This window comes from Idiomarina sp. HB (assembly GCF_048059115.1).
GTDB lineage: Bacteria > Pseudomonadota > Gammaproteobacteria > Enterobacterales > Alteromonadaceae > Idiomarina > Idiomarina abyssalis.
The window spans coordinates 859,716-876,032 of sequence record NZ_JAYLVU010000001.1 but is presented as its reverse complement, the minus strand read 5'-3'; the positions used below and the strand labels follow the sequence as shown (position 1 = coordinate 876,032).

Genomic DNA, 16,317 nt, shown 5'->3' with positions numbered 1-16,317 from the left:
CTTATCCAACAACAATATTGAGGATTTTCCCGGGAACATAGATCTTCTTACGTATCTCTTTTCCTTCGGTGTGCTTCTGTACAGAGTCTTCCTCAAACGCAATTTGCTCAACTTGCTCTGCTGAAGCATCGGCAGGTACTGTCAGTTTAGCCCGAACCTTGCCATTAATTTGCACCACAATCAGCTTTTCGTCTTCAACCAAGGCACTTTCATCGACGCTTGGCCATTGAGCGAACGCCAGAGGTTCTTCATGGCCAAGTTCTTGCCACAATTGCTCGCAAATGTGCGGTGTAATAGGAGCTAGCATGCGCACCATGGCGTCTATGGATTCAGCCAGTATTTGTCTGTCTGCCTCGGTTTCCAGTGGCGCTTTTTGCAGGTGGTTTAACAGCTCCATAATTGCTGCTATCGCGGTGTTGAAGTGTTGGCGACGACCCATGTCGTCACTGACTTTAGCGATGGTCTTATGCAGTTCGCGGCGCAGTTGCTTTTGATCTGAGTTTAAACTGTGGCCGTTGCATGCACCACCCGCATTAACTAAGTCGTAAGTCAGCTTCCATAAGCGGCGCAAAAAGCGTTGCGCTCCTTCAACACCCGAGTCTGACCATTCCAGGGTCATTTCAGGTGGCGCCGCAAACATCATAAATAAGCGGACGGTGTCGGCACCGTAGCGCTCAACCATGGTTTGCGGGTCGATACCGTTGTTCTTCGACTTTGACATTTTGCTCATGCCGCCTATAGCAACCGGCTGGCCGTCTTGCTTATGTTTAGCTCCGGCAATAGCGCCTTTGTCATCGCGTTCAATATCAACGTCAAGAGGGGATACCCACTGCTTGCCGCCTTTCTCGTCTTCGCGGTAATAGCTGTCGGCTAAAACCATGCCCTGACAGAGCAGGCGTTTGAATGGCTCGTCAGAGTCAACCAGCCCTGTGTCGCGCAACAGCTTATGGAAGAAGCGAGCGTACAATAAATGCAGAATTGCGTGTTCAATACCACCAATGTATTGATCAACCGGCAACCAGTAATTGGCTTTTTCTGGATCCAGCATGGCGTCATCGGTTTGTGCGCTACAGTAACGAGCGTAGTACCACGACGATTCCATGAAAGTATCGAAGGTATCGGTTTCGTGCTCTGCCGGTTGACCGTTGTATTCCGTTTTGCGCCATTCCGGGTCGGATTTAATTGGCGAGTTAACACCATCCATGACCACATCTTCCGGCAGTTTAACCGGCAGTTGGTCTTCCGGAACCGGCACGGATTCACCATTTTCCAGGTTCAACATAGGAATAGGAGTGCCCCAGTAACGTTGGCGTGATACACCCCAGTCGCGCAGGCGGTAATTGACTTTACGTTCGCCAATACCTTTTTCTTTTAATTTAGTGGCAATGGCGTCAAAGGCTTGTGCTGAACTCATGCCGTCGTAAGGCCCGGAGTTAATGACGGTGCCTTTTTCGGTAATAGCCGCTTTTTCAATATCACTGTCGCCGCTAATAGGCTCAATAACCGGGCGAATCTCCAGCTTATATTTAGTTGCAAACTCCCAGTCACGCTGGTCGTGTGCCGGCACTGCCATAACGGCGCCAGAGCCATAGTCCATTAAAACAAAGTTAGCGACCCAAATAGGGATCTCTTCACCTGTCATTGGGTGAGTGGCTTTAATGCCGGTGTCCATGCCCAGCTTTTCCATTGTTGCAAGGTCGGCTTCTGCGACTTTGCTGTTCTTACAATCTTCAATGAAGCTAGCCAGTTCAGGGTTATTTTTTGCGGCTTCAATAGCTAACGGATGTTGTGCGGCAACACCCATATAGGTAACACCGTATAAAGTGTCGGGACGCGTGGTATAAACGCGTAAACTTTCACCAGTGGCTGCAACTTTAAAGTCAATTTCGACGCCTTCAGAGCGGCCAATCCAGTTACGTTGCATGGCCTTAACTTGCTCTGGCCAGCCATCCAGTTGCTCAAGGTCATTCAATAACTCTTCAGCGTAATCGGTAATTTTAATAAACCACTGAGGAATTTCTTTTTGTTCTACTTTGGCACCTGAACGCCAACCGCGCCCATCAATAACCTGTTCATTAGCCAGAACCGTTTGATCAACCGGGTCCCAGTTAACGGTTGCGTTCTTTTTATAGACCAGCCCTTTTTCATACAGCTTAGTGAAGAACCATTGCTCCCAGCGGTAGTAATCAGGGGAGCAAGTTGCAAGCTCACGCTTCCAGTCATAGCCAAAGCCAAGACTTTTCAGCTGTTCGCGCATATAGTCGATATTTTGGTAAGTCCATTTAGCCGGCGCGGTTTTATTTTGTATTGCGGCGTTTTCAGCAGGTAGTCCGAAGGCGTCCCAGCCCATGGGTTGCATGACATTTTTTCCGAGCATGCGCTGATGGCGACTAATAACATCACCTAAGGTGTAGTTACGAACGTGTCCCATGTGCAATTTACCACTGGGGTAGGGGAACATGGACAGGCAATAGAACTTATCCTTGCCCGGTTGTTCTTTCGCCGTAAATACGTCTTGCTCCTGCCAGCGTTTTTGCATGGCAGATTCGATTTTGCTCGGGTTGTATTGTTCTTGCATAATTCCTGCTGATTCCGGTTGAATTTAAGTGTCGGCTTAGCTAATTGCGTACCACATAAGAAGCATAATGATAATGCCCGCCAGACCAAAGAAACCGTTTTCAAAAACAGCGCGCTGTTTGACTTCGGCTGGCTCTGACTTATCAATGCCGAAAAGCATAAGCCAGGAGCTTAATCCAAGACCACCTGCAGCAATAAGCACAGCAAAAAGAATGGCATCAAAAATATTTTCCATAATGATATCCCTGTAGAAAAATGGAAAAGAACAGCAACAGAACCGTTCTGTTAAGCTTTTATAGTGTACTGATTTTCGTACCGGATGACTATGCTTGAGCGCGCTTCTTAGTGCGTTTTGTAGCGATTATCGGCAACAACCCAAGTAAGGCGAGAATTATCGCGCCCCAGTTGCCTATGGTGTTAAAGATAGTGGAGCCCTGAACACCATAAACATTGGTAGATAGCGTCGTTGCTTTAAACTGCGGTGCTAACGCAAGGTAGTTGCCGTGCTCGTCAACCGCGGCTGTAACTCCGTTGTTGGTCGCTCTTAGTAAAGGTTTCCCCAGCTCCATAGCGCGCATACGGGCTATTTGCATATGTTGCCAAGGGCCGTGAGAGTCACCAAACCAGGTGTCATTGCTAATAGTGACCAGATAATCTGTATCATCGTAGGTATTGCTTCGCACTTGTCCTGCAAAAGCAATTTCATAGCAAATAGCCATGGCAAGGTTGCTGCCGTTAGCCTCGAGGTTGGGTTGCTGGTATCCGCCACGACTGAACGACGACATAGGTAAATTGAATAGCGGGGCTAACGGACGCAGAAGGTTCTCAAAAGGAACGAATTCACCAATGGGAAGCAGCTGATGTTTCTGATAACGGTTGGTGTTGCCATAACTGTAGCTCTCATTGTCCAGAACAATAACGGAGTTGTAAAAATCGTCGTTGAGTCTGTCGTAATCAATAATACCGGTAACTAAGGCGGAGTCATTAATACTGGCAGATTGCTCAACAGTATTGAGGACATCACTTGCATAGGGTTCGAGGGCGGTAATCGCCGATTCCGGCCAAATAACCAAGTCGTGATTAAATTTAGGGCGGGTTAAATCCAGATAGCGTAAAATATTTGGCCATTGTTGTTCCGCCTGCCATTTTAACGATTGCTGAATATTACCCTGAACCAGTAATACTGACATGGATTCGGTTTTTCTCTCTGTCGGTTGTATTTTAGGAAATACTACAGCGCAGGTGAGAAAAATGAGCGGTATTAACAGCGGCGTCGGTTTTTTGAACCGCAAAGCCATAACTATGCTGAGCGCTGCGAACCATAAAGCGACTGTGATACCTGTTTCACCAAGAACCGGGGCCAATCCGCCAAATACGCCGTCAGTTTGACTATACCCCAGGCTTAGCCATGGGAAACCTGTAAATAGCCAGCCCCGTAGCAATTCCGCAATGAGCCAGAAAAACGGCAAACTGAAACGCCAGGCAAACTTACGGTGAGAGAGTTTTTGCCAACACCAAAATGCCAGTGCAGGGAACAGTGACAGGTAAGCAAACAGCAGAACCAATAACAGCAGCGTGACCGGTACCGGCACACCGCCATATTGATCGATGCTGACATATATCCAGCTTAGGCCAGCGGCAAACCAACCCATTCCAAAGATAAAACCAGCTCTGAATGCCCGTTTAGGCGCTAAAGGCCAAATAACACCAACCACAATAGGCAAGACAATAAAAGGCAGCCAATGCCAGTGGAACGGTGAGTAAGCGAGCGTTAGAACTGCACCGCAAAGTAACAAGAGCACGGAGCGTGTGATGCCCCCCGAAAGCTTCATCATTACTGTTCGGACTCCGGTGAGTCATCGTCATCTGAGTTCAGACTAACTTGTAACTGCTGAATACGTCTTTTGTCGGCGTTTGTGACACGAAAGGTCATATTACCTAAAGTGACTTCTTCACCTGCCTGAGGCAGGTGCCCGAAACCATGAGCAACAAGTCCGCCAACAGTGTCGTGCTCTTCATCGCTGAAGTTGGTATTAAAGTACTGATTAAAGTCCTCGATGGTTGTAAGGGCTTTAATGGAATAGCGGCTTTGGCTAAGACGACGGATATTGTTTTTGTCGTCATCACCCTGAGCGTCCGTTTCGTCTTCAATTTCTCCGACAATCTCTTCCAGAATATCTTCTATAGTGACCAAACCAGACACGCCACCGTATTCATCAACCACAATGGCCATATGATAACGGTTAGAGCGGAATTCTTTGAGGAGTACATCGACCCGTTTACTCTCAGGAACGATTACCGCAGGTCGCATCACTTTCTCAAGTGAAAACACCTCTTCTGTCATGTTAAAGCCGTAGCTCAGCAAATCTTTTGCTAACAGAATACCTTCAACGTGATCTTTGTTGTCGGTGACAACAGGGTAACGACTGTGTTGAGAATCGATAACGATGGGGAGGAATTCGTCCACGCCTTGATGAATGTCAATGGTGACCATTTGTGAACGTGGAATCATGATGTCGCGTACTTTGAGTTCTGCAACGTCAAGCACGCCTTCAATCATTTCTCTGGTATCGTTGTCTATCAGGTCGCGATCTTCAGCGTCCTGAATTAAATCGACGAGTTCTTCTCTGCTTTTCGGCTCACCAGCAAATACTTGCAGCAGTTTTGCTGCCCAGGATTTTCCCGACGAGCCGTTGGCTGAGTGGGGGTTGTCGTCGCTCATTGAGTGTTAAGCTCCATATTGTCTATCGGTTGATACGGGTCTGAGATGTTCAGACTCGCTAAGATGTTACGTTCAATTTGTTCCATTTCTTCTGCTTCGTTGTCGTCAATATGATCGTAACCTAATAAATGCAGAGTACCGTGTATGACCATATGCGTCCAGTGAGCAATCGCTGACTTTTGTTGCTCCTGCGCTTCTTTTTCTACAACGCTTTGGCAGATCACTAAATCACCTAAAAGTGTGACAGGTAATTCTACCGGGCTATTGAAAGGGAAGGATAAAACATTGGTTGCATAGTCTTTACCACGAAACTCGTTATTCAGTTCCTGGGCTTCCCGTTCTGCGACAATGCGTATTGTTAGTTCAACCGCTTTGCTGTCTTGTTGGAGGTAATCCAATGTTGTTGAAACCCAGGCGCGTACGGCGTCTTCATCAGGAGCATCAGTAACGCCGTCAGCGAGTTGGTAATCCAGTGTCAAATCAGCCATTAGTTTTTGTCAAAATCCTCGTAGGCTTGCACAATTCGTTGCACCACAGGATGTCGAACAACATCACCTGCCTGGAAGAAAGTAAAGCTAATGTCAGGGACTTTATTGAGAACTTCAATGGCGTGTCTCAAACCTGAGCGCTGCCCGCGGGGTAAATCAACCTGAGTAATGTCTCCGGTAATAACGGCTCGTGAATTAAAGCCGATACGGGTAAGAAACATCTTCATTTGTTCACAGGTCGTATTCTGGCTCTCATCTAAAATGATGAAAGCATCGTTAAGTGTACGACCGCGCATATAAGCTAATGGTGCGACTTCAATAACGTTACGTTCAATCAATTTTTCAACTTTTTCAAAGCCGAGCATTTCAAACAAAGCGTCGTACAGAGGGCGTAAGTATGGATCCACTTTTTGTGCTAAGTCACCTGGTAAGAACCCCAGCTTTTCGCCTGCTTCAACCGCTGGGCGAGTCAGAAGGATACGGCGCACTTCCTGACGCTCCAAAGCATCCACTGCGCAAGCCACAGCCAGATAAGTTTTACCGGTACCAGCCGGACCAATACCAAAGTTAACGTCGTGAGCTAAAATGGCACGAACGTAACCGGCCTGGTTATGGTTACGGGGCTTGATTAGACCCCGCTTTGTTTTAATGTGAGTCATTTTTTCTGCGGCAGGGTCACCTTGTTCATCGTTTTGCTCAAGCACTTTTGCTTGTTGAATAGCAAGGTGGACTTGCTCGGGCTCAATGCGACCTTCTTTTCCTTTTACGGTTGCGGTTTCAATGTACAAATCAAGCAGAAGCTTGTGCACAGCAGAAACGCTGGAGGCATTGCCGATTAATCGAAATTGATGGCCGCGATGCGTGATCTCGACACCCAGGCGGCGCTCAATGTGCTTCAGATTTTCATCTAAAGGGCCGCAGAGATCGGAAAGCCGACGTGAATCCGTCGGCTCTAGCTCAAAATCAAGTGTCTGTGTTTGTGGACTCAATCGTTTCCTCTTTACTTAACTGGCTTGTCGAGGCATTTGAACGACGCCCAGATCATCAGGCTCGCTCGACTTTCCTCGTTGTAAAATAGTTTCCGGCGCTGTATCAATACGCAGCCCCATATCCGCTTCTTCACGAATTAGCTCGCCCCGTAACGAATTAGGAAGCACTTCGGTGATGCGTACATCGACGAACTGTCCAATCATATGGGGTTGACCGACAAAGTTTACAACCCTGTTATTCTCGGTACGCCCGGTAAGTTCCATCGGGTTCTTTTTCGATGGGCCGGTCACCAGAATACGCTGCTCTGTTTCCAGCATACGGCGTGCATGCGCCATAGATTGCTGATTCAGGCGTTGCTGTAACAACTGCAAGCGCTCTTTCTTGGTTTCTTCACTAATATCATCAGGTAAGTCAGCCGCTGGTGTTCCCGGGCGTGCACTGTAAATAAAGCTGAAGCTCATATCGAAGTCAATAGTCTGGATAAGATCCATCGTTGCTTCAAAGTCTGCGTTGCTTTCGCCCGGAAAACCAATAATAAAGTCCGATGACATAGCAATGTCTGGTCGCGCTTTCTTTAAAGCACGAATTTTTGATTTGTATTCCAGTGCGGTGTGTCCACGCTTCATCATGGTTAAAATTCGGTCTGAACCACTTTGAACCGGTAAATGTAAATGACTGACCAGCTCAGGAATGGTTTTATAGGCTTCGATGATGTCATCGGTAAACTCGACCGGATGAGAGGTGGTGTAACGAATGCGATCAATACCATCGATTGCGGCAACGATATGCAGCAATTCAGCAAAGCGGCAAACAGCACCGTCGTAGTGTTCTCCACGGTATGCATTAACGTTTTGGCCTAAGAGATTTACTTCGCGAACGCCTTGTTCAGCCAACTGAGCTATTTCATAAATAACGTCATCAACGGGGCGACTGACTTCTTCGCCACGCGTATAAGGTACGACACAGAAAGAGCAGTACTTACTGCAACCTTCCATAATGGAAACAAAGGCACTGGCGCCATCGGCTTTGGGTTCAGCCAGCCGGTCAAACTTCTCAATTTCCGGAAAAGAGACATCGACCATGGGGGCGTGAGTTTCAGTGACCTGGTTTACCATTTCCGGTAAGCGGTGCAGAGTCTGAGGCCCGAAGATAATATCGACAAAAGGAGCGCGTGCGCGGATTTCATTGCCTTCCTGAGAAGCAACGCAGCCACCAACCCCGATTAATAAATTGGGGTTGTTCTTTTTCAGGTTTTTCCAACGCCCTAACTGATGAAACACCTTTTCCTGAGCCTTTTCGCGGATGGAACAGGTATTCAGCAGAATTAAATCTGCGTCTTCAGCTTCTTCGGCAACATCGTAGCCGTGGGTTGAGTGCAGCAATTCTGCCATTTTAGCAGAATCGTACTCGTTCATTTGGCAACCCCAGGTTTTGATATATAGCTTCTTACTCATGACCACTCGATGGTTGATTGATTTCGTTTAAGGCGCTTATTTTATCGCGTATTGGAGCAGATTGCCAAGTTTGAAATGATTAACTTTTGCGCCGCGTTCGAATAGCAAAATAGCCTGCAACAACAATGATTAACGCACCCCATAACATGTGCCAGGCAAGTTCTTCCCCGAACAGCCAGTAACCCAGCAATGCCGCAAATAGAACTGAGCTGTAGGTAAACACCCCAACTTTAGCCGGTGGAGCTATGGAAAAGGCTTTGGTCATTGCTAACTGGCCGTAAACTGCAAGCAGGCCCATAGCAATAACACCAACCCAGTGTTGTGTGGGTATAGGCTGCCATAGCCATAGTAAAGGAATGCCGGATGCGATTGTGGCCAGAGTAGAAAAATAGAACACGATTTTACTTGTCGACTCGGTGTCAGACATACGCCGAATGACAGTTTTGGTGAATGCAGCTAATGCGGCCGCCAAAAAGGCTAATCCAATAACCGGAGAGAGTTCGCTGTTCATGGGGTCAAGAAATATGAAAACACCAATGAAACCCAGTGCTATAGCCAGCCAGGTTTGTCGGGCTACATAGTCGCGTAGCCAGAGCCAGCCGATAACCGGAATTAAAAAGGGTGATAGCAACAGCACCAATGTGGCCTGCGCTAACGGGATAGTGGCAATGGCATAGAAGAACAAATACATTGCCGCTATGCCTGCGGCGCCACGAACAAGGTGCAGTCTTAAGCGCTGTGTTTTTAGGTTGCCGGCTCCCTTGCGCCATAGCCAGGGGAGCAGTACAAGAAAAGCGGTCAGGTTTCGAAAAAAGACCAGTTGTTCAAAAGGTTGGTCTTTACTGATGTATTTTACCAGGGCACTGACACCAGCGAAGCTGGCCTCAGCACTTAAAATAAGCAATGAGGCAATAATCACAGCTTTTTGTGTACTTTCCCTGGCCTGCATAAAAACTACTCTGAACATCGTCTAATTGGCTATGATAACGGAAATTAACCCTTAGATGTGTTATTTATAAGGGCTAGCGGCAAATACCCCAAGTGAGAGCATAGACATGGAACAGCTATCAGTATTAATTAACGGCGGCGGAATGGTCGGGGCGGCAGCAGCGTTAGCTTTTGCTCAGAAAGGCGCGCAAGTGACTTTGCTGGAGCCAAAACCGCCAAGTGTTGAGGAAAATACTGATCCCGAATGGGACTTACGCATATCTTCGGTGAATAACAGTAATTGGCAGTGGTTGCTGGGGCTGGGCATTGGGGAAGATGTCCGGCATTCACGGGTTTTTGATTATGACCGCTTAACGGTCACATCGATAAGCGGAACGAGCTTATCTTTTCATGCTGACGAAGCCGGTCTTTCAAAATTGGGCGTCATGGTTGAAAACAACGCTTTGCAACAGGCGCTGTGGGCTCAACTACGGGCTTTGAAAAATGTGAATTTGAGAACCGATGACAAACTTGAAGGGTTTGATACATTATCCCGCACGGCCTTTTTAAACAAAGGCGAACGTCTGAATTATGATTTACTGCTCGGCTGTGACGGCGCTCACTCTAAAGTAGCGCAAGCTGCAGGTATTGATTACAGAGGGTGGGATTATGATCAACGATGCTTACTGGCAAATGTTCGTGTTGAAAAGCCGATAGCGGGTGAAACCTGGGAAGTGTTTCGTTCTCAGGGGCCTTATGCATTGTTACCGCTGACAGAGAATCAGGCTTGCTTAATTGATTACAGTAAACGTGATGACATCACTGCGTCAGAAAAAGATAAGCGAGCACTTGAGTCTCACTTAAAACAGACGTTTGCGCCACATATTGGTAACTTCCAATTATTAAAGAGTGCCAGCTTTGCTCTGCAGAGAAAGCATGCGTGTCATTATGTTAAAGACGGCTCTATTGTTCTATTAGGTGATGCGGCTCACAGTATTCACCCAATGGCCGGGCAGGGGGTTAACCTGGGTTTTGCCGATGTCCGCTGTCTGATTGAAACCTTAGAGCAATACTCGCAAAGCACCGCACTCGTTGAATATGAGCGAACCCGTCGGCGTGAAAATGCAAAAATGATGCGAATGATGGATGCGATACAGTTTGGCTGGCGAAACAGTAACCCTATAATGCAGCTGGCAACGTCAGCATCATTGAAAGTAGCGGGTGTACCCTGGGTTAAGCGTTGGTTGTTGCAGCAGGCTGTCGGTAAGTAACAGGCACAAAAAAACCACCTTAAGGTGGCCTTTCTGTTTTTCCACTCTTACTTGAGCAGAATAACACTCGAGTAATGTGGTGCGGAGGGGGGGACTTGAACCCCCACGTCCTTGCGGACACTAGCACCTGAAGCTAGCGCGTCTACCAATTCCGCCACCACCGCAACAGTAGTTAGTATGGCTGGGGCACCAGGGATCGAACCTGGGAATCGCGGGATCAAAACCCGCTGCCTTACCGCTTGGCTATGCCCCATCCTACTAGGACTGCAATCACTTTTGGAAACAACTAATGGCTGGGGCACCAGGGATCGAACCTGGGAATCGCGGGATCAAAACCCGCTGCCTTACCGCTTGGCTATGCCCCAATCTTAGCTGCTCTGAGAGTTGGTGCGGACGGAGAGACTTGAACTCTCACGCCGTGAGGCACTGGAACCTAAATCCAGCGTGTCTACCAATTCCACCACGTCCGCATCATAATCAGTTAAAGGTTGGTGGCTACGGCGAGATTCGAACTTGCGACCCCAGCATTATGAGTGCTGTGCTCTAACCAGCTGAGCTACGTAGCCATACCTTTTTACTTACCGCTCTCTGTGAGTGCGGCGCGTATTATGCAAATCGCTCCGCAGCCCGTCAACCTATTTTTGATAAAAAACGAGATTAACGGGCGCGTTTGAGCAAAAAAACAGTGATTTGTTTAAAAAGGCATCAAATCACCAAGGAAGACCTTCACCGTTGCTATGGAAAAACTGACCTGTGGTATCCAAACTTAGTTCATCAATACGTTGAATTAAGCGCTCTGCTGCGGTTTCAGCAGGAATATCGCCGGCATGATTCACCATATCGGTTTGTACGAAGCCTGGGTGCAGCAAAACAACAGAAATTCCTTGATCTTTTAAGTCCAGGGATAAAGATTTTCCCGCCGCATTCAATGCCGCTTTTGACATACGGTAACCATAGCGACTGCCGGAACCATTATCGGCAATAGACCCCATTCGGCTGGTAATCATTGCTACTTTGCTGCCTTCTTTTAAGTTGGGCAGCAGAGCTTCAGTGACACGCAGAGGCGCCAGAGCGTTCACCTCAAATTGGGCGCGAATATTACCAGCGTCAAGTTCTCCTAGTACGTCTTTGTGCAGCAAGCCTGCGTTATTCACCAGTATATCGATCTTTTTATCGCCTAAAGTTTCAGAAAGGCGAAGAAGATCCGATGCTTTAGTCACATCTATGCCTTCAACAATATCGACATCCAGCTCCGTTAGTTGTTTTGAATTGTTACGACAAACCGCAGTAACTTTATAGCCCTGTTTGGCATATTGGCGTGCAAATTCGTAGCCTATACCGCGGTTTGCTCCGGTAATCAGAACTTCTTTTTGACTCATTTTGTACTCCACATATTAACTGCGTTACTCGTTAACGCCGCCTTCGGTTAGTTTTTTAGGGTCCAGTAACTGTTCAAGTTTATCCCGACCTAAGTCTGTCATTTCGTCCGCAACGTCAATAATCGCGCGCCCATCTTTATAAGCCGTTTTGGCTATTTCAGCGGCTTTATTGTAGCCAATAACCGGGTTAAGAGCGGTAACCAGAATGGGGTTTTTAGACAGTGCCTGCTCGAGACGCTTTTCATTAACTTCAAAATCAGCAATGGCTTTACTGGCCAGGGCGTTGCAACTGTTGCTCAGTAAATCAATGGACTGGAGTAAATTGTAACCAATAACCGGCAGCATTACGTTTAACTGAAAGTTTCCCTGCTGGGCCGCTGTTGTCACTGTTGTGTGATTGCCATTAACCTGAGCTGCAACCATTGCCACTGCTTCGGGTATTACCGGGTTCACTTTACCCGGCATAATACTGCTTCCGGGCTGTAATGCGGTGAGCTGAATTTCGCCTAACCCGGCCAGTGGACCGCTGTTCATCCATCGCAAGTCGTTACTGATTTTAAGTAGCGTTGTCGCCAGCGTATTCAGTTGGGCCGAAAGCTGTAAATTGACTTCCTGCCCCGCAATACCGGTAAAGGGGTTAGCGGATGACTTGAATTGACTGCCGCTTAACTGGGTTAGTGCGTCGGCAAATTCAGCGGCAAATTCTTTGGGCGCATTGATACCTGTACCTATCGCTGTTCCACCTTGAGGAAGGATACGACTGCGTTGCAGTAATTGCGGAAGCTGCTCGGTTGTGACTTCCAGTTGGCCCGCCCAGGCTTCTAATTCTTGCGCCATGGTCATAGGCATGGCATCCATCAAATGCGTTCTGCCTGTCTTTACAACATCCCGTAATTCAATGGCTTTGCTTCTGATGGTGTCAACTAACTGCTTTAATGCCGGCTCTAACTGTTTTTCGACCGCCAGAACACTAGCAATTTGAATGGCAGTAGGAATAACATCGTTACTCGACTGACTTTGATTGACATGGTCGTTGGGGTGAATGTCCAGCCCTTGCTGCTTTGCTAAATTTGCAATGACTTCATTGGCGTTCATGTTAGAACTTGTGCCGGAGCCTGTTTGGAATACATCAACCGGAAAGTGTTGGAGATGTTTTCCATCAATGATTTCCTGAGCGGCTTTCTCAATAGCGTCGGCATGTTTTTGGTCTAACTGCCCGATTTTAGCGTTAGCCCTTGCCGCACTGGCTTTTACCATTGCTATGGCTTGTATCATCTTAGCCGGCAGAGTGAGCCCACTAATGGAAAAGTTATCAACTGCACGTTGGGTTTGCGCGGCGTAAAGTGCGTTTTGGGGGACTTTGATTTCGCCCATGCTGTCTTTCTCTGTGCGATAATCCTGGCTCATGAGTATCCCTCCTGTCATCGAGCTAAAGAGTACAACATTCTATGCCTAACCTACCGAAAGTGAACTATAGTGGATCACTTATACGTACTCCAATCATAGCGCAGTTTGTTTTTTTCAGTTAAGTTATAGTTGAGTGCATCAAGTTATTGTTGGGGGTGGTGTGAAGCATTTAGTTGCAGTTTTTTTATTTACGATTTTAAGTGTTCAATATGTGTCAGCTCAAACGATTAAGGTTCAGTTGGTGGATGCAAACGGGCAGCCATTAGCTAATGCGGCGCTATTAATTGAAGCTCGGAAGCCTGAACTTAAAGAAAGTAACGAAGCGATAGTCGATCAGGTAGATAAGCAGTTCACCCCTATGGTGAGTTCTATTAGGCGAGGAACTGATGTTATATTCCCTAACAGCGATAATCTTCGGCATAACGTATATTCATTTTCTGAGGCTAAGAATTTCGAGTTAAAGCTATATTCAGATGAAGAAAGGCCAAGCGTCAATTTTAATAAAGAGGGTATCGTAACTCTCGGCTGTAATATTCATGATCAAATGATAGCTTACGTTCTAGTTAGTAATGACTATGATGCAGTTGTGACTAATGAACAGGGAATAGCACAACTGAAAATCGCTGAAGATGAAGAAATGGAACAGGTGAAGGTTTGGCATTATTGGATGGGCGATAATTTATCTCAAGCTCAGATTATCGCTTTAGCACATAATGGGCAGGAATTTACTGGGCAAGTTCAGATATCGGCTCCTGAGCAGGAAGAAAAAGAGCCTTCTCGTTTAGAACAGCGATTTAACCGTAAAGGGAACCAATGATCACACGGTTTAGAACTCGCTTAATTATTATTCTTGCTGGTTTGGTAGCCGGAGCTTTATTGGTCGCCTTAGCAGCGGTTTGGATTGCAACGGAAAACCAACTGGAACGCTCAATTGAACGAGAGCTGAGTGTCAGTGAAAAGGTATTCCGTGAACTGCTCGATAGCCGCAGCACTCAGCTACTTCAGGCGGCTGAAGTTCTTACCGATGACTTTGGATTTAAGCGGGCGGTATCCTCTAAAGACAGAGAGACTATTATTTCGGCGTTAGTGAACCACGGTGAACGGATAGAAGCCGAATTAATGGTACTGCAAACACCCGACGGGAAAGAAATTGCTTCATCACATGCCTTCGATGAGTTGCGTATTAACCCTCGTGCGGCCGGTTCAAACCGAGAGTTAGCCGTAGTGGAAGACGAGCTCTTTCAATTAGTTACTGTGCCGGTGAATGCGCCTAATTTAATTGCATGGGCAACGCTTGGCTTTGAGGTTGATTCTGAATTGGCTGAGGAGTTAAAAAGTCTGGCTAATGCTGATATCAGTTTGTGGCTGGAAAGCTCTAACGATGTTCTCGCTTCAAGCCTATCGCAGCCGCAGGTTTCCTCTTTGTCGGAGAACTTGACTCAAAGTAACGGAATTTTGGATGCCTGGTTACTAAACAATGATTTTGCCGGTAATGAAGTCATCCTTAATCTTGACTCGGGCGACGCTGTTCATGTTGTGCTGACGACATCTTTGAGCGCTGCAACCGAGGAATTTACACGGCTGCGTTGGCAGATTGTTTTAATTGCCATTGCCGCTTTGGTTGTCGCTATGTTGTTAGCTGTCATTATTGCGCGCGGCGTGTCACGCCCATTGCAGCAGTTGTCAGGAGCCGCGAAGAAACTGCAGCAAGGCGACTACAGTGAAACGAATTTGTCATTAAATGATGATGAGTTCGGTAAGCTCGCTGACACTTTTGGTAGCATGCGAAAGGCTATTTCTGAGCGTGAACAGCGTATTTCTTATCAGGCATCTCATGATCACCTAACTAACTTACCTAACCGACGGTTTTTCCGAAAAGAGTTGGAGAAGCTGCTACATGCGAATAACAGTGGCTGTTTATTATTGTTAAATATTCGACAGTTCCGTGTTTTGAATGACAGTGTTGGTCAGGAAATTGGCGATGATATTTTGCGGCAATTGTCAGACCGTTTACGGCAGTGCTGCGCAAATTCAACCTTGTTAGCGAGAGTCGGTGGTGATGAGTTTGCTATTTTGTACTCTTTCGAACAATTAGCATTTGAATTAAACAGCAACGTAAATCAATTAGAGGCGTTTCTTAAGTCGCCGTTTAAAGTAGGGGACAGTGACTATCGTCTGGCTTTTAATTTAGGTGTTGTTTGTTTTCCCGAACAAGGCGCAGAGGTTGATTTATTGATTCGACGCGCGCAGGTCAGTGTACAACAAGCGAAACTTCAGCAGAGCTTCTACGTAGAGTATCAGCAAGGGCTGGATGAGCAGCACATGAGACGCCTGCAAATTATAGAGTCGTTAAAAGACGCCGTAAAAGATGAAGAGCTGCATCTGGTGTTACAGCCTAAGATTAACTGTCAGAGCGGCACCGTCGTGGGTGCTGAAGTACTTTTAAGATGGCAGAGTGAGAAGCTGGGCTTTGTTGGCCCTGATGAGTTTATTCCTTTGGCAGAGCAGTCGGGAGCTATTACCGATTTAACAGACTGGGTCTGCAGGCAGTCTGTGGAGCTGCTCCGTAACTGGGAACAGCAAGGAAAAACTCTCAAACTGAGTATTAATTTATCGACGGTTGACCTGTTAAGTGACGCCTTACCTTTATTGTTTGAACAATTGATAAAAGGTTTCCCTCAGTTACCGCAGCGCTTGGTTCTGGAAGTGACGGAAAGTGCCGTTATGCAGGACCCTGAAAAAGCGATTGCCCGACTGGAAACCCTCAAGCGCCTTGGGTTTTCTATTTCTATTGATGATTACGGCACCGGACATTCATCCCTGGCCCAATTACGTAGACTGCCTGTGGAAGAACTTAAAGTTGACAGGGCGTTTGTGCAGTATTTGAGTGAAGAGGCTATGGATGAATCCATTGTCCGTTCAACGATTCAGCTAGCCCATGAACTGGGCCTTCGAGTGGTTGCAGAAGGTGTTGAAGATGAAGCCAGTTGGAAGGTACTGCAATCGCTGCAGTGCGATGAATTGCAAGGCTACTATTTTAGCAAACCCTTAGCTATTTCAGATTTTAAGAATTACTTAACCGACCATGAGTTAAAAGAATGA

At 46.9% G+C, this 16,317-nt stretch carries 13 protein-coding genes and 5 tRNA genes; 3 read left to right on the top strand and 15 right to left on the bottom strand.

Annotation, left to right across the window (positions count from 1 at the left end; translation table 11 throughout):
• Position 1 precedes the first annotated feature (1 nt).
• From leuS to VBY75_RS04400, 8 genes are all read right to left on the bottom strand, one after another.
• Positions 2–2,578: a leucine--tRNA ligase gene (gene leuS, locus VBY75_RS04435; RefSeq protein WP_416511225.1), complete on the bottom strand. Its 2,577-nt coding sequence runs from the start codon at positions 2,576–2,578 to the stop codon at positions 2–4.
• A 36-nt stretch (positions 2,579–2,614) separates the two neighbouring features.
• Positions 2,615–2,812, bottom strand: coding sequence for a hypothetical protein (locus VBY75_RS04430; RefSeq protein ID WP_054487112.1), 198 nt, complete (start codon positions 2,810–2,812; stop codon positions 2,615–2,617).
• Positions 2,813–2,900: 88 nt separating this feature from the next.
• Positions 2,901–4,412, bottom strand: a complete 1,512-nt coding sequence (lnt, locus tag VBY75_RS04425) for an apolipoprotein N-acyltransferase (RefSeq protein ID WP_416511222.1) — start codon at positions 4,410–4,412, stop codon at positions 2,901–2,903.
• Entirely contained in the window at positions 4,412–5,299 is an 888-nt protein-coding gene (corC, locus tag VBY75_RS04420; protein WP_271331540.1) for a CNNM family magnesium/cobalt transport protein CorC, read from the bottom strand. The genes lnt and corC overlap by 1 nt, the downstream gene beginning before the upstream one ends.
• On the bottom strand, positions 5,296–5,787 hold the full coding sequence (gene ybeY / locus VBY75_RS04415; RefSeq protein WP_199494441.1) for an rRNA maturation RNase YbeY: 492 nt from the start codon (positions 5,785–5,787) through the stop codon (positions 5,296–5,298). Before ybeY ends, corC begins: the two co-directional genes overlap by 4 nt.
• The gene (locus tag VBY75_RS04410; RefSeq protein WP_054487120.1) at positions 5,787–6,776 is read right to left on the bottom strand and encodes a PhoH family protein; all 990 of its coding nucleotides are present in this window, start codon (positions 6,774–6,776) and stop codon (positions 5,787–5,789) included. The genes ybeY and VBY75_RS04410 overlap by 1 nt, the downstream gene beginning before the upstream one ends.
• Before the next feature lie 15 nt (positions 6,777–6,791).
• Entirely contained in the window at positions 6,792–8,231 is a 1,440-nt protein-coding gene (miaB, locus tag VBY75_RS04405; RefSeq protein ID WP_199496384.1) for a tRNA (N6-isopentenyl adenosine(37)-C2)-methylthiotransferase MiaB, read from the bottom strand.
• A gap of 79 nt (positions 8,232–8,310) precedes the next feature.
• Positions 8,311–9,198: a DMT family transporter gene (locus VBY75_RS04400; protein ID WP_224798035.1), complete on the bottom strand. Its 888-nt coding sequence runs from the start codon at positions 9,196–9,198 to the stop codon at positions 8,311–8,313.
• Between the two features lie 88 nt (positions 9,199–9,286).
• On the opposite strand from VBY75_RS04400, the gene VBY75_RS04395 reads away from it, so the two are divergent.
• Complete coding sequence (locus VBY75_RS04395; protein ID WP_416511218.1) at positions 9,287–10,429, top strand: FAD-dependent monooxygenase; 1,143 nt, start codon at positions 9,287–9,289, stop codon at positions 10,427–10,429.
• A gap of 77 nt (positions 10,430–10,506) precedes the next feature.
• On the opposite strand, the gene VBY75_RS04390 is transcribed toward VBY75_RS04395, so the two are convergent.
• The 7 genes from VBY75_RS04390 to VBY75_RS04360 all read right to left on the bottom strand — a co-directional run bounded on the left by VBY75_RS04390 (position 10,507) and on the right by VBY75_RS04360 (position 13,215).
• A tRNA-Leu gene (locus VBY75_RS04390) sits at positions 10,507–10,593 on the bottom strand.
• Between the two features lie 14 nt (positions 10,594–10,607).
• A tRNA-Gln gene (locus tag VBY75_RS04385) sits at positions 10,608–10,682 on the bottom strand.
• Positions 10,683–10,719: 37 nt separating this feature from the next.
• Positions 10,720–10,794 (bottom strand) — tRNA-Gln (locus VBY75_RS04380).
• Between the two features lie 20 nt (positions 10,795–10,814).
• Positions 10,815–10,899: transfer RNA gene (locus VBY75_RS04375), tRNA-Leu, on the bottom strand.
• Between the two features lie 19 nt (positions 10,900–10,918).
• Positions 10,919–10,995: transfer RNA gene (locus VBY75_RS04370), tRNA-Met, on the bottom strand.
• Positions 10,996–11,139: 144 nt separating this feature from the next.
• The gene (locus VBY75_RS04365; RefSeq protein WP_222236777.1) at positions 11,140–11,808 is read right to left on the bottom strand and encodes an SDR family oxidoreductase; all 669 of its coding nucleotides are present in this window, start codon (positions 11,806–11,808) and stop codon (positions 11,140–11,142) included.
• Positions 11,809–11,832: 24 nt separating this feature from the next.
• Positions 11,833–13,215 (bottom strand): class II fumarate hydratase, encoded by a 1,383-nt coding sequence (locus VBY75_RS04360; RefSeq protein WP_416511215.1) that lies wholly within the window; start codon positions 13,213–13,215, stop codon positions 11,833–11,835.
• A 133-nt stretch (positions 13,216–13,348) separates the two neighbouring features.
• Here VBY75_RS04360 and VBY75_RS04355 point away from each other — a divergent pair, with 133 nt between their 5' ends.
• Together VBY75_RS04355 and VBY75_RS04350 are read left to right on the top strand one after the other, a co-directional pair.
• Positions 13,349–14,032 (top strand): methylamine utilization protein, encoded by a 684-nt coding sequence (locus tag VBY75_RS04355; protein ID WP_278355636.1) that lies wholly within the window; start codon positions 13,349–13,351, stop codon positions 14,030–14,032.
• Positions 14,029–16,317, top strand: a complete 2,289-nt coding sequence (locus VBY75_RS04350) for a putative bifunctional diguanylate cyclase/phosphodiesterase (RefSeq protein ID WP_416511212.1) — start codon at positions 14,029–14,031, stop codon at positions 16,315–16,317. Before VBY75_RS04355 ends, VBY75_RS04350 begins: the two co-directional genes overlap by 4 nt.

What these genes read in the sequence shown, in the direction of transcription:
- leuS (WP_416511225.1), bottom strand. Translation starts at nt 2,578, where the DNA reads ATGCAAGAACAATACAACCCGAGCAAAATCGAATCTGCCATGCAAAAA.
- VBY75_RS04430 (WP_054487112.1), bottom strand. Translation starts at nt 2,812, where the DNA reads ATGGAAAATATTTTTGATGCCATTCTTTTTGCTGTGCTTATTGCTGCA.
- lnt (WP_416511222.1), bottom strand. Translation starts at nt 4,412, where the DNA reads ATGATGAAGCTTTCGGGGGGCATCACACGCTCCGTGCTCTTGTTACTT.
- corC (WP_271331540.1), bottom strand. Translation starts at nt 5,299, where the DNA reads ATGAGCGACGACAACCCCCACTCAGCCAACGGCTCGTCGGGAAAATCC.
- ybeY (WP_199494441.1), bottom strand. Translation starts at nt 5,787, where the DNA reads ATGGCTGATTTGACACTGGATTACCAACTCGCTGACGGCGTTACTGAT.
- miaB (WP_199496384.1), bottom strand. Translation starts at nt 8,231, where the DNA reads ATGAGTAAGAAGCTATATATCAAAACCTGGGGTTGCCAAATGAACGAG.
- VBY75_RS04400 (WP_224798035.1), bottom strand. Translation starts at nt 9,198, where the DNA reads ATGTTCAGAGTAGTTTTTATGCAGGCCAGGGAAAGTACACAAAAAGCT.
- VBY75_RS04395 (WP_416511218.1), top strand. Translation starts at nt 9,287, where the DNA reads ATGGAACAGCTATCAGTATTAATTAACGGCGGCGGAATGGTCGGGGCG.
- VBY75_RS04365 (WP_222236777.1), bottom strand. Translation starts at nt 11,808, where the DNA reads ATGAGTCAAAAAGAAGTTCTGATTACCGGAGCAAACCGCGGTATAGGC.
- VBY75_RS04360 (WP_416511215.1), bottom strand. Translation starts at nt 13,215, where the DNA reads ATGAGCCAGGATTATCGCACAGAGAAAGACAGCATGGGCGAAATCAAA.
- VBY75_RS04350 (WP_416511212.1), top strand. Translation starts at nt 14,029, where the DNA reads ATGATCACACGGTTTAGAACTCGCTTAATTATTATTCTTGCTGGTTTG.